This is a genomic window from Klebsiella sp. CN_Kp100 (assembly GCF_040065315.1).
Classification (GTDB): Bacteria; Pseudomonadota; Gammaproteobacteria; order Enterobacterales; family Enterobacteriaceae; genus Klebsiella; species Klebsiella oxytoca.
Genome location: NZ_JBEAIJ010000038.1, coordinates 136,142 through 157,954, shown reverse-complemented (window position 1 = coordinate 157,954; position 21,813 = coordinate 136,142). Strand labels below are relative to the sequence as shown.

The window sequence follows — 21,813 nt, the reverse complement described above, 5'->3', positions numbered from 1 at the left end:
AAACGATCATGGGTTATTTAAATAATGTGCTTGGCTATCGCGATGATTTACTGGCCAGCCGTTCCATCGTGCGCCACGGCAATTACGCGCTGCTGACGCCGGACGGTCTGGTCAAGAACGTTATTCCGGGTTTTGAACATTGCGATGTGACTATTTTGTCAACGCCGAAATTAGGCGCCACCTTTGTTGATTATCTGGTCACGCTGCATGAAAACGGCGGTCATCAAAGCGGTTTTGGCGGCGAAGGCATCGAGACCTTCCTGTATGTGATTAAGGGAGAAATCATCGCCGGGGCTCAGGGTAAATCCTTCGCGCTGACCGAAGGCGGTTATCTTTACTGCCCGCCGGGTGAGCGGATGACTTTCAGTAATAACCATTCAGCCGATAGCCAGCTCTTCCTCTATAAGCGCCGCTATATTCCGACAGAGGGCCATGCGCCTTATCTGGTCACCGGCAACGTCAGCCAGCTGGAGCGTATTCATTATGAAGGAATGGAAGACGTTATTCTGATCGATTTCCTGCCAAAAGAGCTGGGCTTCGATATGAATATGCATATTCTCTCTTTCGCACCGGGGGCCAGCCACGGCTACATTGAAACCCACGTCCAGGAGCATGGCGCCTATATTCTCTCCGGCCAGGGAGTGTATAACCTCGACAACAGCTGGGTTCCGGTCAAGCAAGGCGATTATATCTTTATGGGCGCTTACTCCCTGCAGGCGGGATACGGCGTCGGACGGGAAACGTTCAGCTACATCTATTCAAAAGACTGCAACCGCGACGTTGAGATCTGATGGCTGACAAGCTGCAAACGTTACTATTGCCCGCTGACGCGGGCCTACGGATTCAGTACAACTTTTTGCTATCGTCAATTTCGTAGGCCGGGTAAGGCGCCAGCCGCTAAAACGCGGGCGCAGTGTTCAAAACAGGTTGGTTATCAAACGCCCAGAATTCACTTTTTTGTTTAGCTATGTTGGATTTTGCCACGGTGTGAACCGTGGCATTTTTTATTCAGGCAGGCAGCGTCTGGCCAAGCTTGATGGCGCAGGCGATATTGCGCGCGCAGGCGTAAAGATTCTGCTCGCCGCGATCCAGCACCTCGGCCAGCGGCGCCAGCGCGGGAAGAATGCTAAAGACCGCATCAATACCATGCTGATGCACCGCTTCGACGCCGTCACCCAGCACGCCGGCGATGCCGATAACCGGAATGCCGTGCTTTTTGGCGATCCGCGCCACGCCAACCGGCGCTTTGCCGCCGACGGTTTGCGAATCCATACGCCCTTCGCCGGTGATCACCAGGTCCGCATCGCGCAGCGCCTCCTCCAGATGAACCGCCTCCAGCACAATATCAATGCCCGATTTCAGCGTGGCGTTAAGGAATACGCGAGCCGCCGCGCCCATCCCGCCGGCCGCGCCGCCGCCGACCATCGCCGTCACATCCTGACCGGTTGCCGCCAGCAGCACCTGAGCGTAATTTTCTAAACCGCGCTCCAGAACGGCGACCATGCCTGCGCAGGCCCCTTTTTGCGGGCCAAAGACCGCCGCCGCGCCGCGTTCGCCGAGCAGCGGATTATCCACATCGCAGGCTACGTCAATCCGGCACTCGCGAAGCCGCGGGTCGAGATCGCGTAAATCAACGTTGACCAGCCGCTCTAACGCTCCGCCGCCGAGGCCGACGCTCTCGCCGCGTTCATCAACAAAGCGTGCTCCCAGCGCCTGAGCCATCCCCATTCCGCCGTCCACCGTGGCGCTGCCGCCAATACCGAGAATTATGTGACGGACGCGGGCGTCCAGCGCATGGCGAATCAGCTCACCGGTGCCGTAGCTGGTGGCCTGCAGGGGGTTGCGTTCGTCGGGGGGAACCAGCATGAGTCCGCTGGCCGCCGCCATCTCAATAAACGCGGTGTGTCCGTCGCCGCTCAGGCCATAGAAAGCGCCGACAAAATCGCCCATCGGCCCCATGACCGGCAGCATCACCATTTTACCCTCGGTGGCCTCAACCATTGCCTCCACCGTCCCCTCGCCGCCGTCGGCGATCGGCAGACAGATGCACTCCGCCTGCGGGAAAATAGAGGTAAAGCCCGCCTTAATCGCCTGGGCGCAGCGGCTGGCGCTTACGCTTTCTTTGAAAGAGTCCGGTGCAATAATTATTTTCATGGTTCATCCTTTTTAATGTCATTACTTAATACGATCCCAGGGAATGAGATTTTCCATCACCACCGCCAGCAGCACGCCGATTAATAAGCCGTTGCCTAATAGCGGTCGAATTGTCAGGGGCAGCGTCTGGAGATAGACCGGCGGCAGGCCCATTAAAAAGATGCCGATAAATAACGGCAGCGCCAGCCGGTAGATATTTCGTGCGGTGAAGGTGATTTGTTTACTGAAAGATAAGCTGGAATATAACAACGGAAGATAGGAGACCAGCATGACCGCGCTGCTAATCGGCAAAGGCAGCGTGGTAAAAAAGTGGGTCAGCGGCGTAAATAGTCCCACCAGCAGACAGCACAGGCAGCCGATAATAAACGGCTGGCGCGAAGTCTCTCCAGTTTGGGTTAATAAACCTATCGATGAAACAAAAGGCGAAAACGGCACCACGCTGAGCGGAACCGTTATTAAGGTCATCAGGCCGGAGATAATAAAGCTTCGTCGGTAGCGGGTATTGCTGGCGCCCTGCTGGGGATAAAAAACGTCGCTACCGCGAATTGCGCCGTAGGTATTCGTAATATTCACCAGCCCCGCCAGCAGCGCCGTCAAAATAATGCCGGGGCGTAACTCCCCGCCGTAGCCAAGTGGAAACCACTGCCAGTGAATCGGCCCGGATGCCATCGTAGCGGGCGGAGTGCGAAACAGCAGGTACCAGCCAGCCCAGCCTACGAGGGTGCCGAACAGCAGGGCATAGCGAGCAATGCCGTCCGCAAGAAAAATGATCATCCCCAGCACCAACAGCATCACCGCCAGCGCCAGGCTAAACGGCGCCAGCTGAACGCCCACGTTAGCCTGGGTCGAACTGAAAGGCAGCCCGAGCATGCCTTTAAAAAAGATCGTGGTGAGCTGCGCGCCGAGCAGCAGCATAAAAAAGACCATGACCGTCGGGCTGAAGAGCTTCGCCAGGCGGTGACCGATGCCGCTCACGCCGATGATGATGGTGAATATCGCCGACAGAGAGATGCCAACCGCCAGGCTTGACGCAATGCTGGCAAATGGAGTGCCGCGCGCGGCTTCACCGACGGTGACGGTCAGGATAGTGCTCCACCATAGTCCCGTAGGCCCTTCCATAATCGCCCGACGATGGCCCAGCAGCGCCTGCGCCAGGCAGGCCAGCCCGGTGGTGATAAAACCGTACTGAGTCAGCGTAATCAGCGCGCTGGCGGGCAGCTGAAAAGCAGACTGTAATGTCGGCGGTACCACGACGGTGTTGCAGAAAATAAAGAAGAACCATTGAAATCCCGCCAGGGTGTTTCGTTTATTGAGCGGAAATACCACCATGATTGAATCCTGAAAAAGCGCCTGCCGTTAAACAGGCGCTGAGCATGGAATGGGGCAAGTGATTCCCCGGGTCGCGGCTTGCGCCTTATCCGGGCGACAAATCGGCTCGTAGCCCGGAGAAGGCGTTTACGCCGCAAGCCGGGAATTCACCGGATCCCCGTTACTGCTGATGCTTAAGGATAAATTTCCCCTTCGGCGCGTGCGGGAAGCCCTGCTCGATGTCATAGATCACATCGCCGCGCAGGAGGGTTCTGGCGATCCGCGCGCCAATCGTACGGCCGACGTAAGGGCTGACTTTATGGCGATATTCAAGGTCTTCCGCCTGCAGAACGTAGCTGCTGTTCGGCTGAATAAACACCATGTCGGCGTCTTTGCCCGGCGCGATGCGGCCCTTATGCTTCAGGCCGAAAATATCCGCGGCGTTGGTCGCCATCAGGCGAGCAAACTGCGGCAAAGGCATACCGCGCTTCTGGACCGCTTCATCGAACATGACGTCCATACAGTTTTGCAAACCGGCAATCCCGCCCCAGGCCTGCATGATATTGCCCGCCTTCATTTCCGGCGGGCACGGAGAGTGGTCGGACACCAGGCAGTCGATCTCACCGTTGAATAGCTTTTCCCACAGCCCTTTCTGATTTTCCGCGTCGCGGATCGGCGGAGAGCATTTCGCCAGGGTGCCAATCTTTTCAAACTGTTCGGTATCCAGTACAAAGTAGTGCGGGCAGGATTCGCAGGTGACATCCTGACCTTCCTGACGGGCGCGCGTCACTTCGGCGACCCCTTCCGGGCTGCTGACGTGGCACACGTGCAGGCGGCAACCGGCGACCTTCGCCAGATACAGAACGCGGCGGATCGCCTCAACTTCGGTGAATACCGGACGGGAGGCGACGTAATCATGGGCGGTCACGCGCCCTTCTCTTTTCGCCTCTTCGCCCAGCTCATCGCAGATCAGCGCGTTTTCGCAGTGCACCAGTACCGTCTGCTTCATCTCGGCCAGCTTTTGTACGCCTTTGAAGAACTGCCAGTCGTTAACGTCGCGGAAGTCATTGTCAATCCCGCGATCGCCGCAGGTCGCGACGAAGCATTTGAACCCCACCACGCCCACTTCATCCAGCTCGTGCAGCCGGTCAAGGTTATAGGAGACCAGGCCGCCAAGCTGCGCGGCATCGATGGTCAACTTGCCTTTCGCGGCGTCGAATTTCAGCTCAATGGTCTCTCGATCGACGGTGGCCGGCAGCTGGTTCAGCGGCATTTCGATCATCGTAGTGATGCCCCCTTTTGCCGCCGCGCGGGTACCCGTTTCGTATCCTTCCCAGTGGGTACGACCCGGCTCAGAGATGTGCGTATGCGCATCGACCATCCCCGGCGAAACGATCAGCCCCGTGGCATCCATGATCTGCTTCGCGTCCCCCAGGTTTTCACCGATAGCGGCAATTTTGCCGTCAGCAACCGCGATATCGACCACCCGGGATTCGTTTTCCAGAATGACGGTGCCGTTTTTAATGATTAAATCAAAAGACATATAAAACTCCTTGTATGTGTACAGACGATTAAGCCGCCATACTTCTGTTTGCAGCCACGTACACCGCAATACCAATGGCTTTGGCTCTTGAAGCTTCATCCATGAAATAAACTTTCCTGGTTGTAATAAAATCATTTCACAGCATTGGGGCGCGCCAGGTTATTCGGCTGGGCCCGTTTTTTCAGCAAGGCGTAGGCGGCAAAAGCGACAATAACACCAACAAACCACGACACGCGGGAGAACGGTTCGAGCAGCGGGATAAATTTTCCGCCGAGCGATAAAATAACCGCCACAATCGTTACCAGGAATGCGGTAACGTTAAATCCATTATCGAAATATTTATAATCTCCAGGCGCGGTGTAAAGTTCATCAAGATTAATTTGCCCACGCATGACGATAAAATAGTGCGCCATCATTACGCCAATAACCGGACCCAGCATGCCGCCGATAATATCGAGAAAAAGATAAATACTGTCCTGATTTTCCATTAATTTCCAGGGGCAGATCAGCAGGCTAATAATACTGGCAATCAGCACGCCGTTTTTATAGGTCAGTTTCGTGGGAGCAATCGCCGCAATTTGATAGCCCGCAGGAATAATATTACCGGTGGCGTTGGTGGAGATCGTGGTCATTAATATCACCAGCACCGCAAAGAACGAGGCAAACAGGCTGTCCCATTTCTGCACAATATCCAGTACGTTCCAGGTATCCATACCGTAATGAATACTGGCGCCGGCGATAATGCACACTCCGGCCACCGCGAACAGAATATAGGCCACCACTAAGCCAAGGGTTTGCCCAACGGCCTGCTCGCGAAACGAACGCGCGTTCTGGGTAAAGTCCGAGGCGCTCACCGCCGGCGCGGCCCAGACGGCAACGACCGCATTGATAACGACCAGGAACAGGAAGCCGGTATGCTCCGCTTTCGCCACCCCGGTCGGCAGATAGTCAAGGATCGGACCGATCCCGACCAGCGAGATAGCCCAGATAGCCATGCCGCCGAAGACAATATAGATGCAGGGATTGAGGATTGCGGTAAATTTATTGAGAACTTTTCCGCCGCCGAAACCAATCGCCACATTAATCAGCCAGAAAACCAGAAAGGCGATCATCCCCGGCAACGACAGTCCCAGCAGCTTAAAATCACCGCCGAGCGTCAGAAACTCGGGCCACAGTTTGCCTAATAAGATCAGGAATGCCAGCGAGCCGGCATAGCATTGCAAACCAAACCACATAATTGCCGCAATGCCGCCTCTGAGCAGGCCGGGTAATAATGCACCACGCACACCATAAGAGGCTCTTAATATCATTGCGAAGGGGACACCGTATTTACTTCCGGCAGCACCATTAAACACCATAACCAGGGCAATAATAAAAGCACTCAATATTATCGCCATCATTATACTAAACGTTGATAGCCCGAGAATAAAAAAACCACCAACCATTACATAATTAGGTACGTTGTGTACGGAGCCCATCCATAAGGTAAAATAGTTAAATGTTTTCCAGTTACGCTGCGAGGCTACTTTGGGCAGTAGATCGTCGCTGTAACCCCTGGCTTTGTACAGATCTTGAGTTTGTTCCATAATTCCCTCTTAATACGCATCGGATTACGTTTGTAGGTTTAGCTATGTGGAACAACAAATTTTAATTATTTATTTTTTATTATACTGGGATTGTCTTTGACTGTATTTTGTTCTTACGCAAGGTAATTAGCGCAAACAGTATCGTTCCGGTAATAACCAACCCGGCAGACATCACAAAACTAATTTCTTTTGAACCGGTCAGGTCGGAAATAAAACCGGTGAGCGTCGGTGCGACCACCGCCGAACTCATGCCAAAGAAATTAAACAAGCTAAAGGCGCGGCCTAATGTTTTCGCTGACGCCTGCTCGGAAACGAACGAGATAAGAATCGGGTCAACGGCCATTTTGCCCAGCAGTCCGTACAGCACCAGGCTAATCATCAGCATGGTGGTATTCGGCGAGAGAACGGTAAACATCAGCATCGCCGCAGCGACAATCTCCAGCCCGAGAATCACTTTGACTTTACTGTCGCGGAACTTATCCGAGAGATGGCTGAAGAACAGCGCGCCCGGCACCCCGACCACCGCCACCAGCGCGGAAGCAAAACCAATGGCGCCGCCGTCAAAGCCGCGTTCGGTCTGAAGATAAGAAGGCAGCCAGGTGACGATCAGGTAGTAGCCGTAGCAGGTGCAGAAATAGAGAAAGTAGACGCTGCACAGCAGCGGCGAAAACAGCGGCGCCGATTTCTCTTCAGCGACCGGAGCGGCAGCCGCTACGCCAGGCTTATTCTCCGCTACGGCGGGCTCATTTAGCTTGCGGCGAATCACCAGGGTAAACACGCAGAGCATCACCACCAGGATCGCGGCGACGATAAACAAGACATTTTGCCACGCCATATGCATGCTTTTGACCAGAATGCTTGAGCCAATCAGGCCAATCCCCATGCCGATGGCGGAGCCGCTGTTGATGATGGCGTTCGCCAGCGCCCGGCGTTCCTGCGGCACATTGGCCGAGGAGAGCGAATAGGCGGAGCTAAAAAACGACGCGCAGCCAGCGCCGGCCAGCAGCGAGCCGATATAAATCAGCGTCAGGTTTCCCGCATTAGCAATACTCAACGTACCAATAATAAACAGCGAGAAACCGCACATCAGCATAATTTTTTGTCCCAGCTTATCGACCAGAATGCCGCAGGGGATCTGCATTCCGCAATAGGCCAGAAAATAGAAGCTGGCAATCGCGCCGATTTCAGCATTACTGACGTTACCTAAGGACGCCTGAATTTCCGGATAAATAGGTGTTAATACGGTACGATAAATCCATATTGCCACCCAGCCCAGACTCATGACCACGACTATTTTCTTCCAATAGTCGATACCCGTTTTATTGATAGTATCCATAAATTCACCCGTGAGGTTTAAAAAACGCTGCCGGAACCGGCAGCATTTTCTTATTACGATATTTTATGATTTGCCATTAATTCCAGCGCCTGAACTAAAGACGAGTGGTCTAATTCACTACCACCGTTGGCGGCACAAGTGTTAAATAACTCCTGACAGGTTGCCGTATTCGGTAAATTAAGCGCCAGTGCTTTCGCGCTCTGCAATGCCAGATTAAGATCCTTCTGGTGCAGGGAAATTTTAAAGCCGGGATTAAACGTCCGGTTCAACATTCTTTCGCCATGCACTTCCAGAATACGCGAGGAGGCAAAGCCGCCCATCAGCGCCTGACGCACGCGAGCGGGATCGGCTCCGGCTTTAGACGCGAAAACCAGCGCCTCGGACACTGCTTCAATATTCAGCGCGACGATAATCTGATTGGCGACTTTACAGGTCTGACCGTCGCCATTACCGCCTACGAGGGTGATGTTTTTACCCAGAATATCAAACAGCGGTTTCACCCGGGCAAAGACGTTTTCATCGCCGCCGACCATAATTGAGAGCGTGCCTTCACGCGCGCCGATTTCGCCGCCGGATACCGGAGCATCCAGATAATCCGCGCCCAGGTCGCGCACCTGCTGCGCAAACCGCTTGGTTTCAATCGGCGAGATAGAGCTCATATCCACGATGGTTTTTCCCTTCAGCGCCGCTTTGGCGCAGCCGCGCTCGCCAAACAGAACGTCGGCAACCTGTGGGGTATCCGGAACCATGATGAAAATAATCTCCGACTGCGCAGCAACCTGCTCGGCGGTAGCCAGATGCTGCGCGCCTTGCTTGAGCAGGTCGTCAGCAACCGGGCCGATGGTAGTAACGTGCAGAACGTGGCCTGCCCTGGCAAGTCGGAGCGCCATCGGGGTGCCCATAATACCCAGACCAATAAATCCCAGTTTCATAAGTTTCCTCTCAGATTTTCTGTTTCGATTTACCCGGGCAATAGTTATCCCTTCCTGTTGTCAGGAAATAAAACCCCTGCGTCTGGAATAATAAATACTGCCCAAAGATAAATTAAAAATTAGCGGTAGTGATTAAACCATGTCAAACCCGCTTCGGTGGTGGTCAGCGGTTTATATTCGCAGCCCACCCAGCCGTCATAGCTTGATCTATCAATAAATTTAAAAAGATAATCGTAATTAATTTCACCGGTCCCCGGCTCACCGCGATTCGGATTATCAGCAATCTGTAAATGACCAATACGGTTAGCATAAGTTTGCATCGTATGGGTTAACTCCCCCTCCATCCGCTGCATATGATAAATATCGTACTGAATTTTCAGATTATCGCTGCCGACCTCATCAATAAGCGCCAGCGCCTGATGAGTGGTATTCAGATAAAAGCCCGGCATATCGAAGTAATTAATCGGTTCGATCAGCAGCAGAATACCTTCCTGCGCCAGTGCGGCAGCGGCAAAACGTAAATTCGCCACCAGCGTGGAACGAATATGATCCTCGCGGTAGCCAGGCGGGGTTTTACCCACCAGGCAGTTGATTTTGCGATTGCCCAGCGCTTTGGCATAGCGGATTGCAGCATCCACGCCTTCGCGGAACTCCGCTTCGCGACCGGGAATACAGGCTATGCCGCGCTCTCCCGCCGCCCAGTCGCCGGCGGGTAAGTTATGTAAGGTATGCTCCAGCCGGTTGTCGCTCAGCTTTTGCTTTAATACCTCGGGCGCATAATCATACGGGAACATAAACTCAACGGCGCGAAAACCGCAGGCCGCCGCTTTCTCAAAACGATCCAGAAAATCATATTCCAGAAATAACATCGAAAGGTTGGCTGAAAAGCGCAACATAGGTTCACCTCATTTATTCATATTTCATAAAGCAGGTTTCGGTTGGCGCATCGATGGCGCTATCGGCAACATCTTCAAACTCCATCACGTTATCCAGCTCGCTACCCATGGAGATATTGGTGACCCGCTCAAGGATCACTTCCACAACAACCGGTACGCGATACTCTTTCATCCAGACTTTCGCCTGCGCCAGGGCGGGCGCGATATCCTCCGGCTTGAAGACGCGAATCGCTTTACAGCCGAGACCCTCGGCAACCTTGACGTGATCGACGCCGTAGCCGTTCACTTCGCTGGAGTTGATGTTTTCGAACGCCAGCTGGACGCAGTAATCCATATCGAACGCGCGCTGCGACTGACGAATCAGGCCCAGATAGGCGTTGTTTACCAGCACGTGGATGTAAGGAATATTGAACTGCGCGCCCACCGCCAGCTCTTCAACCAGGAACTGGAAGTCAAAGTCGCCGGAGATGGCCACCACGTTACGCTCCGGATCGGCGGTGCAAACGCCCAGCGCGGCAGGAAGCGTCCAGCCCAGCGGCCCGGCCTGGCCGCAGTTGATCCAGTGGCGATCTTTAAATACGTGCAGCATCTGCGCGGCGGCGATTTGCGACAGCCCGATGGTGGTGACGTAGCACACGTCGCGACCAAAGGCTTTATTCATCTCTTCATAAACGCGCTGCGGTTTGACCGGCACGTTATCGAAGTGGGTTTTACGCAGCAGCGTACGCTTGCGCTCCTGACACTCGGCAACCCAGCGCTCGCGACGCGGCAGGCGGCCCTCTTTTTGCATCTGCTGCGCGATATCTACCAGTTGAGCCAGCGCCGCTTTCGCATCGGACACAATGCCTAAATCCGGGCACAGCACGCGGCCAATCTGCGTCGGTTCGATATCGATGTGGATGATTTTGCGACCTGCGGTGTACTTCTCAACGGAACCGGTATGACGGTTAGCAAAGCGGTTACCGATGCCGAATACCAGGTCGGAGGCCAGCAGCGTGGCGTTACCGTAGCGATGCGCGGTTTGTAGGCCGACCATCCCGGCCATCAATTCGTGGTCATCCGGGATACAGCCCCAGCCCATCAGCGTTGGGATGATCGGAACTTGCGTAATCTCAGCAAATTGCTGCAGCAGCGCTGCGGCATCGGCATTAATCACCCCGCCGCCGGCGACAATCACCGGACGCTCCGCCATCAGCAGCATCGCCAGCGCGCGTTCGATCTGCGGACGAGTCGCCGCGGGTTTATAAGCCGGGAGCGGCGCGTACAGCTCGGGGTCAAATTCGATTTCCGCCACCTGAACATCATAAGGCAGGTCGATCAATACCGGTCCCGGTCTGCCGGAACGCATCAGATGGAAAGCCTGCTGCAGCACGCCCGGTACCAGCGCCGCTTCGCGCACGGTAACCGCCATCTTGGTCACGGGCTTAGCAATGGATTCAATATCGACCGCCTGGAAATCTTCTTTATGCAGACGCGCGCGCGGCGCCTGGCCGGTGATGCACAAAATCGGTATCGAGTCCGCGGAGGCAGAATAGAGCGCGGTGATCATATCCGTTCCCGCCGGGCCCGATGTCCCCAGGCATACGCCGATATTACCGGCTGCGGCACGCGTATAGCCTTCGGCCATATGGGACGCGCCTTCCACGTGGCGAGCCAGAATATGGCGGATCCCGCCGTGCTTACGCATGGCGGAATAAAAGGGGTTAATCGCTGCGCCAGGCACGCCGAATGCGGTGGTAATCCCTTCTTTTTCGAGTACATACATTGCCGCGTCGACGGCTCTCATTTTTGCCATTTTTTACTACCTCACTATATTGGAAAATTTTTCCAAACTTGAACAAAGCCTAAAAATTCCCGCTCCTCAGAGCGGGTCGGTTCGGCGATCACTCTGCCTGGGGTTTCAGTCCCAGCGCGGTGCTGATATTCCTTGCCGTCTCCCTCACCAGCTCTCCCTGGCTGACAAAACGGTCCGGGGTTAAGCGGGACGCTGGTCCGGAAATCGAAATTGCCGCCACTACGGATCCGACATCATCGTAAACCGCTGAAGCAATACAGTTTAATCCTGTCACGTGCTCCTCCTGGTCAATGCTGTAGCCGCGGTCGCGCGCCTCATCCAGGTTTCGCTGCAGGACCGGTAAATCGACGATCGTCGACGGCGTAAAGCGCTGCAGCCCGGTCTTCACAATCACATCCACCAACTCATCCGGGGACAGCGGGTACAGCAGCGCCTTTCCGGCCCCAGAAGCATGCAGCGGCAGCCGGCTGCCGAGCGGCGCGCACATCCTTACCATCGATTTGCACTCCTGCTGGCCAATCAACACCGCTTCGTTGCCGTTACGAATCGCCACGTTTACCGTTTCCCCTGACATCAGCATCAGCCGCCGCATAAAAGGTCCGCCGACGGATAAAACATCCCGGTTATGGATGTACGCCGAGCCGACATTGAATGCGCCAAGCCCGATGTGCCACCAGCCTAGCTGCGCGTCCTGATAGACAAAATCCGCGCCCTCCAGCACTTTAAGCAGGCGAAAAGTGGTCGATAACGGTAAGTCCAGATTCAGGGAAATATCGCTGACCGACGAGCTGCCGCCGCTCTTTTCAAGGTATTGCAGTATCGCGATCCCTCTCTCCAGCGCCTGTGCGCCTTTTTGCGCGGAAGGCTCCTGCTGGCCCGGCCTTCCCCGCCTTCTCACTTCTGTCATACCTCGATTATCTCCGGCTCAAAACCTGAGCATAAATAGTGTGTAAGCGCCCACATGTTATGCAAGATAATCGACAGCGTCACGTGCAACCTCACGCAAAGCTCAGCTCCACGGTCGGGATCTCCACGACATCGCAGTTATCTTTTCCACCGCGATCGACGGTTAAAAAATCGGTTTCGCTCTGCCAGGCAAACAGCGGGTGATGCCAGACATTGCGATGATAATTTACCCCCTGGCGGCCATTGGAGATAAACGCGCGCAGCGTGGTCATGTCCGGCTCATCGCCTCCTGACGCAACCACCACCACAAAGGCTTCGCCGTTCATCGGCACGAACGCCTGGGTGCCCAGCGGATGACGTTCCAGCTCGGTGACGACAATCGGCAATACCGCCGGCTGGGCCCGATTAATGCTGATTAGCGTGCGATCCTGCTGCAGGGTCTCCACCATGGCCAGATCGTGAAAACGCTGCACTTTGCCATCATTAATATGAAAAAAATCCTGCCCTTCCGTTTCGATAACGTCCCCATAGGGACGGAATGCTTCGCGCGTCAGCGGCAATACCTCTAGCTTCATTGCAATATTCCTTAGTCATTAAAAACCGTCGCCCTCCTCATACCTTGAGGGTGATCGATGTACCGGTCAATTCATGGCCATCTCAAATTGGTATCAACTATAAGTTGGAATAATTTTCCAAAACCTGATTTAAGCCACATAATTGAGAAGGTTATTATGAAAAAATACTTAAAAATCATGGGTGAATTATTAAATAACGAGGAATAAGGCGATGCTAGACCCCGAAACACTACGTACCTTTGTCAGCGTCGCGGAGACCGGCAGCTTCTCCAGAGCAGCGGAAAAACTCTATAAAACGACCGCCACGATTAGCTATCGCATCAAACTGCTGGAAGACAACACCGGCGTCGCGCTCTTTTCGCGCACTACGCGCAGCGTCCTGCTGACTCCTGCCGGAATGCATCTCCTGGCGCAGGCCAGAGAGTGGCTGGGCTGGATTGACAGTATGCCCGGCGAGCTGCAGCAGATTAACGACGGCGTGGAGCGCCAGGTGAATATTGTGGTGAATAACCTGATGTATGACCCTCAGGCCATTGCGCGGCTGTTGGCCTGGCTCACCCAGCGTTACCCTTTTACGCAATTTCATTTTTCACGACAAATTTACATGGGCGTCTGGGATACGCTCCTGCACGATGACTTTTCGCTGGCCATCGGCGTCACCGGCACCGAACCGTTAGCGGAGAATATTGCCGTCGCCCCGCTGGGTGAAGTCACCTGGCTGTTCGTGATGTCGCCGCATCATCCGCTAAGCCAGCACACCGCCCCCCTGTCGGAGGCCCAGCTGCGCCGCTATCCTGCGGTCAACATTGAAGACAGCGCGCGGAGATTAACCAAACGTGTTGCCTGGCGCCTGCCGGGTCAAAAAGAGATCGTGGTTCCCGATATCGAAACCAAAGTCGCCGCCCATATCGCCGGCGTCGGCATCGGCTTTTTACCCGAGCCGCTGTGCCAGCCGCTTATCGCGCGCGGCGAGCTGGTTTCCCGGCAGATACCGACCATGCGTCCCCCCTCTCCTCTGAGCCTCGCCTGGCGTAAAGATCATCATGGTAAAGCGGTGCAGGATATCACCTCGCTATTCGGTCACTCCGCCCCGGAAATCCAGGGATTCCTGACGCTATTCAGCGATACACCGTGAAAAATCAATCCAGCCTGCCGCTCACCGCGTACAATAGGAGGATTATCGCGTCGAGCGACGCGTCTGAATGGCTTAACGGTTTAAATGATGGAATTAGTCCCACAAAATATTCGGCAGATTCTTGCCAGCGATACGCCGCTGATTGACGTACGTGCCCCGGTTGAATTCAGGCAAAGCGCCATGCCCGCAGCGATCAACCTGCCGCTGATGAACGATGACGAGCGCGCTGCCGTCGGTACCTGCTACAAGCGTCAAGGGCCGGAAGCCGCTCTCGCACTGGGCCATCAGCTGGTGAATGGTAAGATTCGCGCCGGCCGCCTCGCCGCCTGGAAAGAGGCCTGCGCGCGTTATCCAGAAGGCTACCTGTGCTGCGCTCGCGGCGGCCAGCGTTCGCATATCGTCCAGCAGTGGCTGAAAGAAGCTGGCGTGGATTACCCTCTGATCGTCGGGGGCTATAAAGCGCTGCGCCAGGCGGCCATACAGCTTACCGAAGAGCTGGTACAGCGCCCTATCGTGCTGATCGGCGGCTGTACCGGCAATGGCAAAACTCAGCTGGTCTGCGCTCAACCGGACGGTATCGATCTCGAAGGGCTTGCCCATCACCGCGGCTCTTCATTCGGTCGCACCCTCCAGGAGCAGTATCAGCAGGCTACCTTTGAAAATCATCTGGCCGTGGCGATGCTTAAAAAGTCCGGGCAGCAGACGCGCTGGGTGCTGGAGGATGAGGGGCATATGATCGGCGCCAATCACCTGCCGGAGTGTATGCGTCTTCGCATGGCGCAGTCGCCGCTGGCGGTGGTGGAAGATCCGTTTGCTATCCGTCTTGAACGACTGCGGGAAGAGTATTTTACGCGCATGCATCGCGATTTCCTGGCGGCCTACGGCGAAGAACAAGGCTGGCAGGCGTATAGCGAATATCTGCATCATGGCCTGTTCGCAATCCGCCGCCGCCTCGGGCTACAGCGTTTTGCCCAGCTCACCGCCAGGCTTGATGAAGCGCTGCTTGAACAGCAGCGAACCGCCGACACCGAAGCGCACTTCAGCTGGCTGGTTCCCCTGCTGAATGAGTATTACGATCCGATGTACCGCTACCAGCTCGGCAAAAAAGCGGAGAAAATTATTTTCCGCGGCAGCTGGCAGGAAGTTGCCGCCTGGCTGGCGAAGTAATCACATCCTCTCTTGTCCCGGCTTGCGGCGTAAACGCCTTAGCCGGGCTACGGGTCCGCAGACGGCGGTGAACCTGTAGCCCCTGTAAGCGCAGCGTCACCGGGGAATGGTTACCGCTTAGAAGTCGTAGCGCAGACGCACCAGGTTCATATCGCCCAGGTTGTCGGTGCTCGACGTGAAGACGTGTTCATAGTCAACGCGGAAACCATAATCCAGCTGGAAACTCACGCCGACGCCGTTATCGATACGCTGATAGTTGCGGCCGTTCACGTACTGCAGGCGGTCGCCCATAAAGTATGGCTGAATAGATTTCACCGCATACTGGCCAATCGGGAATTTATAACCGGCAAAGTACTCAATCCCCCAGGCATCGCCCGCGAAGTAGTTATGGACATCGGTTTTTTTGGTGGTCAGGAAGTTCTGATACCAACCGCCGCCCAAGGAGAAGGTCCAGTTATCCGGCGTCCAGCTAAGCGCGGTACCAACGATATTCTGATCGTATGATTTGCTGTCAGAACTGGACGGGTTACGCATATCGGCGCGGGTATAGTTCCACGCGGCGCCCCAGGTCAGATCTTTCATAATGTGATAATCCGCGCCGATGGAACCGCCGCCTTTACGTTTATAGCGCAGACCGTTACCCGGCAGATATTCGCTGTCCTCAAACAGATAAGAGGCATAGAGATCGACATCGCCAACGGTTTTCTTATATTTCAGCATATTACGTGAGCGATAGGAGCCATCGTAGTCGCCGTTAATGCCGTTACCCGGCGCCTGGCCAATCATGTCGTAATCCCAAATATCGGTTTTTACCCCGACCACGTCGTAATAAACGCTGTTCTGCTGACCGTAGGTTAACGTCCCCCAGGTATCGCTTTTCAGGCCGGTATAGAGCATACGGCGGCTGGTGTTATTCGCGCCTTCGGCATAGTGGTTATCCCAGTCGAAAAGTGCCGGAATATTGACGCCCAGCTCGTAATAGCTGATCCAGCTAATATCATCAAACAGATAGTAGTCGGCCGCGAAGCGGAAACGGGTTCCGCCATCGAAACCGTTACGTTTATATGAGCCTTTGTCGCCATCGCCGGACATCATGTTGAACTGGGGACGGATACTCCCGCCGACGGTAAAATTAAGCCGGCTTAACGGATCGCCCGCCTGCGGATCTTGTTTTAAAAGCGTAATTTCCGCCTGGGATGCAAAAGAGGTTAACGCCAGGGCTGCGCCGATCGTTATCGCCAGCGCTTTTATTTTATGTGCCATACTTTTTCCTTGATTAATAAGCAACCTTATATTTTCCAGCTGAATATTAACTGCGATTGAGTATGGCGTGTTGCTGAGTTTTTAATGTTTTGTGCGGTTAAAAATCAGCAACTTATCATTTTGTGCCCTTAAAGAATCTGTGGTTATCTTTTCATCGCTATGTCATTAAAATGGTCTATTACCGCGCAAACATTATCCATGGAGGAAATATGTCGAAAAAACTACTGCAGCTGCACTTTGCTTTTAACGGTCCCTTCGGCAGCGAGATGTCCCGTCAGCTCGTGGAGCTGGCCGAGTCTATCAATCAGGAACCAGGGTTTATCTGGAAGGTCTGGACAGAAAACGAAAAAAATCAGGAAGCGGGCGGGATCTACCTTTTTGAGAATGAAGAAACCGCGCTCGCTTACCTCAACAAGCACACCGCGCGCCTCAAATCGCTTGGCGTAAACGAGGTTATCTGTAAAGTTTTCGACGTGAACGAGCCGCTCACCGCGCTGAACCACGGCCATTTGTAATAGCAACTCGCATCCGTGGCCCGAAGCCCTCCCGGGTTGCGGCTAACGCCTTACCCGGGCGACTTTCCCGCAGACGGCTGAGAAACGGTAGCCCGGCTAAGCGCAGCGCGAGCCGGGTGAAAACCCCGGGTTGCGGCTAACGCCTTACCCGGGCTACATAACTCACTCTATCCCTGGCTAAACTGGCGGAACAGCGCTTTACCTTTTAGCAGACGCAGCCCCAGCCAGCCGCCGCACAGCGACAGCAGTATCGCCCCGCACAGCGGCAGCATCACCCACAGCCGCCAGTCCGGAGACCACGGGAAGTCAAAGATTTTGCTTTGCAGCAGCGCCAGCGCAACCTCTGCGCCAATCGCCGCCACGACGCCGGATACCACGCCCAGCAGCGCGAACTCCGCCCACAGCGTGGTGCGCAGCAGAGACTTACCGGCACCCAGCGTGCGCCAGACCACCAGCTCCTGGTAGCGCTGACGCATCCCGACCTGTACCTGCGCCAGCAGCAGCAAAACGCCGCAGGCGGTGACCAGAATCACCATCACCTCAAGCGCGCGGCTTACCTGGGTCAGCACCTGGCCAATCTGTTGCAAAATCGCGCCGATATCCAGCAGGCTGACGGTGGGGAATTCGCGGTTGAGCTGCGTGAGCATCCCGTTGCCGTTATCCCAGCGGAAGCTGGTCAGCCAGCTTTGCGGCTGTCCGTCAAGCGCCCCCTGAGGGAAGATAAAGAAGAAGTTCGGCCGCAGACTCTCCCAGTCGACTTTACGCACGCTGGACACCTTCGCGCTAAAGTCCTGAGTATCCCCGGTAAAGGTCACGCTATCGCCGAGCTTGACGCCCAGACGCTGCGCCAGCCCCTCTTCAATCGACACCTCACCCGCTTTTGACGGCCAGCTACCGGCAACCAGCGGATTATGATCCGGACGCTCGCGGCTCCAGGTGAGGTTAAGCTCCCGGTTCAGGGCTTCATCTTTATTGCCCTCCGTTGCCTGGCCGTTAATTTGCGTCAGGCGCGCGCGCACGATGGGATAGAACTCGGTGGCGCGGGTCTGATGCTCGGCGAGGAAGGTTTTTACCGGCACCACCTGCTCCGGTGCGATGTTAATCAGAAAATAGTTAGGACTTTCCGGCGGCAGCTGCTGCTGCCAGCGGTCAAGCAGATCGCCGCGCAGCACCAGCAGCAGAGCCAGCAGCATAAACGACAGCGAAAAGGCCGCCAGCTGGCTCAGGGTCGACCACGGCTGGCGCAGCAGACGGTTCACCGCCAGGCGCAGCGGCAGCGCTTTTAACGTCAAACGCTTCAGTAACCACAGCACGCCCCATCCCGCCAGGCCGCACAGCAGCGCCAGCACTACGGCACCCGCCAGAACCGCCCACAGCAGGGGGCTGCCGCCCATCAGCAGCGCCAGCAGCGTCACCACCACCGCGCACACGATCGGGATGTAGAGCTTCAGCGGCCAGACGTTGGCGACGACGTCCTGGCGCAGCACCCGCAGCGGCAGCGTCGCCAGCAGTAGCCGATAGGGACGCAGCCCGACCAGCAGGGAAATCACCACCATCGCGCCGATCGCCCACAGCCACGGCCAGCCGCTCGCCGCCGGCAGCGCCGCAGGGAGCACCGGCTTAAGCATCGCCAGCAGAATATGCTCCAGACCGACGCCCATCGCCCCGCCGGCGACCACCGCCAGCGCCAGCAGCATCAACCACTGGCCGACAATCAGTTTGCGCAGCTGCGCCCGTCCGGCGCCGAGGGTTTTGAGGATCGCCACCAGATCGTAACGACTGCGGCAGTAATGGCTCATCGCCACCGCCACCGCGGCGACCGCTAACAGCAGCGTTAACAGCGCCGACAGCAGCAAGAACTGCTGCGAACGTTGCAGCGATTTACCCAGCGCGCTGTCGTCCTGCTCCATGCCAATCCAGCGGTGCTCAGGCCCCAGCTTCGGCAGCAGCCACTTTTCGTAGTCCGCCAGCTGCTGCGGGGTTCCGGCATACTTATAGCGCCAGGAGACGCGGCTCCCGGGCTGCACCGCGCCGGTTTTCGCCACATCGGCGGTGTTCATCATCAGCCGCGGCGCCATCTGGAAAGGATTAAAACCGGCATCCGGCTCCTGTATCACCTCTCCGGCAATGCGCAGCGTGGCGTCGCCCACGTCGATGGTGTCGCCGGTTTTCAGATTCAGCAGCGCCATTAATCGCGGCGCCAGCAGCACGGTGCCGGCGCGCGGTTTCAGTCCGGGCGGCTGAGTTTGCAGCTGGCCATATAGCGGATAGGTGTCGTCAACCGCTTTGACATCCGCCAGCTGCGGCGTATCGCCGGAAAACGTCATGGTGGCAAAGCTCAGCTGCTCGCCGACGGTTAAACCAAGGCGGCGCGCTTCATCAATCCATGCGCCAGGGACGTCGCGCGAACTGCGCAGCGTGCGGTCGCCGGCCATAAATTCCCGGCTTTGCTGGCTAAGTCCTTTCTCCATGCGGTCGCTTATTGAGCCCAGCGCCAGCACGCAGGCCACCGCCAGGCTCAGCGCCAGCCAGACGATCAGCAGCGACGGCGAGCGCCATTCGCGCCAGAACCAGCGGGCAATCATGCTTCCTCCCGCAGCTGGCCATCAACCAGCCGCAGCCGTCGGTCGCAGCGCGCCGCCAGCAGCGGATCGTGGGTGACGAGGATCAGCGTGGTGCCGTGCTCACGGTTCAGCGAAAACAGCAGGTCGGCGATTTTATCCCCGGTGTGACGGTCGAGATTGCCGGTGGGTTCATCGGCAAACAGCAGCTCCGGGCGGCCGTTGAACGCGCGCGCCAGCGCGACCCGCTGCTGCTCGCCGCCGGAAAGCTGTACCGGCAGATGATGCAGGCGCTTACCCAGCCCCAGTTGCTCCAGCAGTGCCCGGGCGCTGCCGCGGCTCTGGCTATCGCTTTCGCCGCGCAGCAGCGCCGGAAGCTCGACATTTTCCAGCGCATTGAGGGTGGGGATCAGCATAAAAGATTGAAAAACAAAGCCGACGTGCTTAGCGCGCAGCTTAGCCCGCGCCTCTTCGTCCATCTGATGCAGCGGTTGTCCGAGCAGCGAAACCTCCCCGCTGCTGCCATCGTCCAGCCCGGCGAGGATCGCCAGCAGCGTCGATTTACCGGACCCCGACTCGCCAATCAGGGCGATGGTCTGCCCCTGTTTGACAACCAGCTCAACTCCGGTAAGGATGGAAAGCTGATGCTCACCCTGACCGACGGATTTCTTAAGATGATGAACTTCAAGTATGTTTTCCGCTGGCATTTGCCTTTCCTGTTTCTGGTCCTGTTTACCTGCCGCGCCATGGCGGCCGACACGCTGTTGGTTCTCGGCGACAGTCTGAGCGCCGGTTATCGTATGGCGGGCAATACCGCCTGGCCTGCGCTGCTAAACGATAAGTGGCAGACAAAAACGCCGGTAGTTAACGCCAGTATCAGCGGCGATACCTCGCAGCAGGGGCTGGCAAGGCTGCCGGCCCTGCTTAAGCAGCATCAGCCGCGCTGGGTGCTGGTTGAGCTCGGCGGTAATGACGGGCTGCGCGGTTTCCCGCCTCAGCAGACGGAACAGACGCTGCGTACCATTATTGAGCATATCAAAGCGGCGGACGCCCAGCCGCTACTGATGCAAATTCGCCTGCCCGCCAACTATGGCCGCCGTTATAATGAAGCCTTTAGCGCTATTTATCCGGCACTGGCCAAAGAGTTTGATATTCCTCTGCTGCCCTTTTTTATGGAAGAGGTTTATCTGAAACCGCAGTGGATGCAGGATGATGGAATTCACCCGAATCGCGACGCTCAGCCGTTTATTGCCGACTGGATGGCGACGCGCCTGGCTCCCTTAGTTAATCATGACTCCTGATAACAGCGAGTCATTTGCAGGTAAAGTTATGCAAAAATCGGTTTTAGTTACAGGATGTTCCAGCGGAATTGGTCTTGAAAGCGCCCTGGATTTAAAGCGCCAGGGCTTTAACGTGCTGGCCGCCTGCCGCAAAGCGGAAGATGTCGCACGGATGCAGGCGCTGGGGCTGACCGGTGTGTTGCTGGATCTTGACGATCCGCAGAGCGTTGAACGTGCCGCCGCCGAGGTGATTGCCCTGACCGACAACCGCCTGTACGGCCTGTTTAACAACGCGGGCTACGGCGTCTACGGCCCGCTGCCGACCGTCAGCCGCCGGCAGATGGAGCAGCAGTTTTCCGCCAACTTTTTTGGCGCTCATCAGCTAACGATGCTACTGCTTCCGGCCATGGAGCCGCACGGCGAAGGGCGTATCGTGATGACCTCATCGGTTATGGGGATTATCTCCAGCCCGGGCCGCGGCGCCTATGCCGCCAGCAAATATGCGCTGGAAGCCTGGTCCGATGCGCTGCGCATGGAGCTGCGCCACAGCGGCATTAAGGTCAGCCTGATTGAGCCGGGCCCCATCCGCACCCGCTTCACCAAAAATGTCAACCAGACTCAGGCCGATAAGCCGGTGGAAAATCCCGGTATCGCCGCCCGCTTCACGCTCGGACCGGAAGCGGTGGTGGAAAAAGTGCGTCACGCTTTTGTCAGCGATAAACCGAAGCTGCGCTATCCGGTAACCCTGGTGACGCACGCGGTCGCCCTGCTTAAGCGGCTGCTGCCGACCCGCGCGATGGACAAAATTATCCAGGGCTGAGTTGAAGCACCTGCCGCCGTCCCCATATATCTATACAAATA

General features: G+C 56.2%; 19 protein-coding genes. 6 read left to right on the top strand and 13 right to left on the bottom strand.

Annotated elements, in window-relative coordinates:
• Positions 1 to 8 precede the first annotated feature (8 nt).
• Positions 9 to 791, top strand: a complete 783-nt coding sequence (allE, locus tag ABLV12_RS15295; RefSeq protein ID WP_004111069.1) for a (S)-ureidoglycine aminohydrolase — start codon at positions 9 to 11, stop codon at positions 789 to 791.
• 217 nt (positions 792 to 1,008) lie between these two features.
• Here allE and glxK read toward each other — a convergent pair whose 3' ends face one another.
• The 10 genes from glxK to allA all read right to left on the bottom strand — a co-directional run bounded on the left by glxK (position 1,009) and on the right by allA (position 13,031).
• Entirely contained in the window at positions 1,009 to 2,154 is a 1,146-nt protein-coding gene (gene glxK, locus ABLV12_RS15290) for a glycerate 3-kinase (protein ID WP_133497334.1), read from the bottom strand.
• A 21-nt stretch (positions 2,155 to 2,175) separates the two neighbouring features.
• Positions 2,176 to 3,483 carry a uracil/xanthine transporter gene (locus ABLV12_RS15285; RefSeq protein ID WP_032719607.1) on the bottom strand — a complete coding sequence of 436 codons (1,308 nt, stop codon included), beginning with the start codon at positions 3,481 to 3,483 and terminating at the stop codon, positions 2,176 to 2,178.
• A gap of 160 nt (positions 3,484 to 3,643) precedes the next feature.
• Complete coding sequence (gene allB, locus ABLV12_RS15280) at positions 3,644 to 5,005, bottom strand: allantoinase AllB (protein ID WP_348867136.1); 1,362 nt, start codon at positions 5,003 to 5,005, stop codon at positions 3,644 to 3,646.
• Between the two features lie 131 nt (positions 5,006 to 5,136).
• On the bottom strand, positions 5,137 to 6,591 hold the full coding sequence (locus ABLV12_RS15275; protein WP_335269441.1) for a putative allantoin permease: 1,455 nt from the start codon (positions 6,589 to 6,591) through the stop codon (positions 5,137 to 5,139).
• A 79-nt stretch (positions 6,592 to 6,670) separates the two neighbouring features.
• Positions 6,671 to 7,927 (bottom strand): MFS transporter, encoded by a 1,257-nt coding sequence (locus ABLV12_RS15270; RefSeq protein ID WP_160885736.1) that lies wholly within the window; start codon positions 7,925 to 7,927, stop codon positions 6,671 to 6,673.
• A gap of 53 nt (positions 7,928 to 7,980) precedes the next feature.
• Positions 7,981 to 8,859: a 2-hydroxy-3-oxopropionate reductase gene (gene glxR, locus ABLV12_RS15265; RefSeq protein WP_004099746.1), complete on the bottom strand. Its 879-nt coding sequence runs from the start codon at positions 8,857 to 8,859 to the stop codon at positions 7,981 to 7,983.
• A gap of 119 nt (positions 8,860 to 8,978) precedes the next feature.
• Positions 8,979 to 9,755 (bottom strand): hydroxypyruvate isomerase, encoded by a 777-nt coding sequence (gene hyi, locus ABLV12_RS15260; protein ID WP_004099744.1) that lies wholly within the window; start codon positions 9,753 to 9,755, stop codon positions 8,979 to 8,981.
• A gap of 13 nt (positions 9,756 to 9,768) precedes the next feature.
• Complete coding sequence (gene gcl, locus ABLV12_RS15255; RefSeq protein WP_348867135.1) at positions 9,769 to 11,550, bottom strand: glyoxylate carboligase; 1,782 nt, start codon at positions 11,548 to 11,550, stop codon at positions 9,769 to 9,771.
• An 88-nt stretch (positions 11,551 to 11,638) separates the two neighbouring features.
• Complete coding sequence (allR, locus tag ABLV12_RS15250) at positions 11,639 to 12,457, bottom strand: HTH-type transcriptional repressor AllR (RefSeq protein WP_004099742.1); 819 nt, start codon at positions 12,455 to 12,457, stop codon at positions 11,639 to 11,641.
• Positions 12,458 to 12,548: 91 nt separating this feature from the next.
• Complete coding sequence (gene allA, locus ABLV12_RS15245) at positions 12,549 to 13,031, bottom strand: ureidoglycolate lyase (protein ID WP_017146474.1); 483 nt, start codon at positions 13,029 to 13,031, stop codon at positions 12,549 to 12,551.
• A 211-nt stretch (positions 13,032 to 13,242) separates the two neighbouring features.
• On the opposite strand from allA, the gene allS reads away from it, so the two are divergent.
• Together allS and mnmH are read left to right on the top strand one after the other, a co-directional pair.
• Positions 13,243 to 14,166 (top strand): HTH-type transcriptional activator AllS, encoded by a 924-nt coding sequence (gene allS, locus ABLV12_RS15240; protein WP_064396952.1) that lies wholly within the window; start codon positions 13,243 to 13,245, stop codon positions 14,164 to 14,166.
• An 87-nt stretch (positions 14,167 to 14,253) separates the two neighbouring features.
• The gene (mnmH, locus tag ABLV12_RS15235) at positions 14,254 to 15,333 is read left to right on the top strand and encodes a tRNA 2-selenouridine(34) synthase MnmH (protein WP_335269554.1); all 1,080 of its coding nucleotides are present in this window, start codon (positions 14,254 to 14,256) and stop codon (positions 15,331 to 15,333) included.
• 117 nt (positions 15,334 to 15,450) lie between these two features.
• On the opposite strand, the gene ABLV12_RS15230 is transcribed toward mnmH, so the two are convergent.
• The gene (locus tag ABLV12_RS15230; RefSeq protein WP_004111059.1) at positions 15,451 to 16,596 is read right to left on the bottom strand and encodes a porin; all 1,146 of its coding nucleotides are present in this window, start codon (positions 16,594 to 16,596) and stop codon (positions 15,451 to 15,453) included.
• Between the two features lie 209 nt (positions 16,597 to 16,805).
• Here ABLV12_RS15230 and ABLV12_RS15225 point away from each other — a divergent pair, with 209 nt between their 5' ends.
• Positions 16,806 to 17,111 carry a monooxygenase gene (locus ABLV12_RS15225; protein ID WP_004099728.1) on the top strand — a complete coding sequence of 102 codons (306 nt, stop codon included), beginning with the start codon at positions 16,806 to 16,808 and terminating at the stop codon, positions 17,109 to 17,111.
• A 167-nt stretch (positions 17,112 to 17,278) separates the two neighbouring features.
• On the opposite strand, the gene ybbP is transcribed toward ABLV12_RS15225, so the two are convergent.
• Both ybbP and ybbA read right to left on the bottom strand, forming a co-directional pair.
• Complete coding sequence (gene ybbP, locus ABLV12_RS15220; RefSeq protein WP_064396955.1) at positions 17,279 to 19,696, bottom strand: putative ABC transporter permease subunit YbbP; 2,418 nt, start codon at positions 19,694 to 19,696, stop codon at positions 17,279 to 17,281.
• Positions 19,693 to 20,379, bottom strand: a complete 687-nt coding sequence (gene ybbA / locus ABLV12_RS15215; protein WP_004099723.1) for a putative ABC transporter ATP-binding protein YbbA — start codon at positions 20,377 to 20,379, stop codon at positions 19,693 to 19,695. The genes ybbP and ybbA overlap by 4 nt, the downstream gene beginning before the upstream one ends.
• On the opposite strand from ybbA, the gene tesA reads away from it, so the two are divergent.
• Both tesA and ABLV12_RS15205 read left to right on the top strand, forming a co-directional pair.
• The gene (gene tesA / locus ABLV12_RS15210) at positions 20,350 to 20,973 is read left to right on the top strand and encodes a multifunctional acyl-CoA thioesterase I/protease I/lysophospholipase L1 (protein ID WP_032692296.1); all 624 of its coding nucleotides are present in this window, start codon (positions 20,350 to 20,352) and stop codon (positions 20,971 to 20,973) included. The genes ybbA and tesA overlap by 30 nt on opposite strands.
• Positions 20,963 to 21,772 (top strand): SDR family oxidoreductase, encoded by an 810-nt coding sequence (locus tag ABLV12_RS15205; protein ID WP_325905324.1) that lies wholly within the window; start codon positions 20,963 to 20,965, stop codon positions 21,770 to 21,772. The genes tesA and ABLV12_RS15205 overlap by 11 nt, the downstream gene beginning before the upstream one ends.
• Positions 21,773 to 21,813 lie beyond the last annotated feature (41 nt).

Excerpts from the sequence above, each read along its gene's own strand:
- allE (WP_004111069.1), top strand. The coding sequence starts at position 9 with ATGGGTTATTTAAATAATGTGCTTGGCTATCGCGATGATTTACTGGCC.
- glxK (WP_133497334.1), bottom strand. The coding sequence starts at position 2,154 with ATGAAAATAATTATTGCACCGGACTCTTTCAAAGAAAGCGTAAGCGCC.
- ABLV12_RS15285 (WP_032719607.1), bottom strand. The coding sequence starts at position 3,483 with ATGGTGGTATTTCCGCTCAATAAACGAAACACCCTGGCGGGATTTCAA.
- allB (WP_348867136.1), bottom strand. The coding sequence starts at position 5,005 with ATGTCTTTTGATTTAATCATTAAAAACGGCACCGTCATTCTGGAAAAC.
- ABLV12_RS15275 (WP_335269441.1), bottom strand. The coding sequence starts at position 6,591 with ATGGAACAAACTCAAGATCTGTACAAAGCCAGGGGTTACAGCGACGAT.
- ABLV12_RS15270 (WP_160885736.1), bottom strand. The coding sequence starts at position 7,927 with ATGGATACTATCAATAAAACGGGTATCGACTATTGGAAGAAAATAGTC.
- glxR (WP_004099746.1), bottom strand. The coding sequence starts at position 8,859 with ATGAAACTGGGATTTATTGGTCTGGGTATTATGGGCACCCCGATGGCG.
- hyi (WP_004099744.1), bottom strand. The coding sequence starts at position 9,755 with ATGTTGCGCTTTTCAGCCAACCTTTCGATGTTATTTCTGGAATATGAT.
- gcl (WP_348867135.1), bottom strand. The coding sequence starts at position 11,550 with ATGGCAAAAATGAGAGCCGTCGACGCGGCAATGTATGTACTCGAAAAA.
- allR (WP_004099742.1), bottom strand. The coding sequence starts at position 12,457 with ATGACAGAAGTGAGAAGGCGGGGAAGGCCGGGCCAGCAGGAGCCTTCC.
- allA (WP_017146474.1), bottom strand. The coding sequence starts at position 13,031 with ATGAAGCTAGAGGTATTGCCGCTGACGCGCGAAGCATTCCGTCCCTAT.
- allS (WP_064396952.1), top strand. The coding sequence starts at position 13,243 with ATGCTAGACCCCGAAACACTACGTACCTTTGTCAGCGTCGCGGAGACC.
- mnmH (WP_335269554.1), top strand. The coding sequence starts at position 14,254 with ATGGAATTAGTCCCACAAAATATTCGGCAGATTCTTGCCAGCGATACG.
- ABLV12_RS15230 (WP_004111059.1), bottom strand. The coding sequence starts at position 16,596 with ATGGCACATAAAATAAAAGCGCTGGCGATAACGATCGGCGCAGCCCTG.
- ABLV12_RS15225 (WP_004099728.1), top strand. The coding sequence starts at position 16,806 with ATGTCGAAAAAACTACTGCAGCTGCACTTTGCTTTTAACGGTCCCTTC.
- ybbP (WP_064396955.1), bottom strand. The coding sequence starts at position 19,696 with ATGATTGCCCGCTGGTTCTGGCGCGAATGGCGCTCGCCGTCGCTGCTG.
- tesA (WP_032692296.1), top strand. The coding sequence starts at position 20,350 with ATGAACTTCAAGTATGTTTTCCGCTGGCATTTGCCTTTCCTGTTTCTG.
- ybbA (WP_004099723.1), bottom strand. The coding sequence starts at position 20,379 with ATGCCAGCGGAAAACATACTTGAAGTTCATCATCTTAAGAAATCCGTC.
- ABLV12_RS15205 (WP_325905324.1), top strand. The coding sequence starts at position 20,963 with ATGACTCCTGATAACAGCGAGTCATTTGCAGGTAAAGTTATGCAAAAA.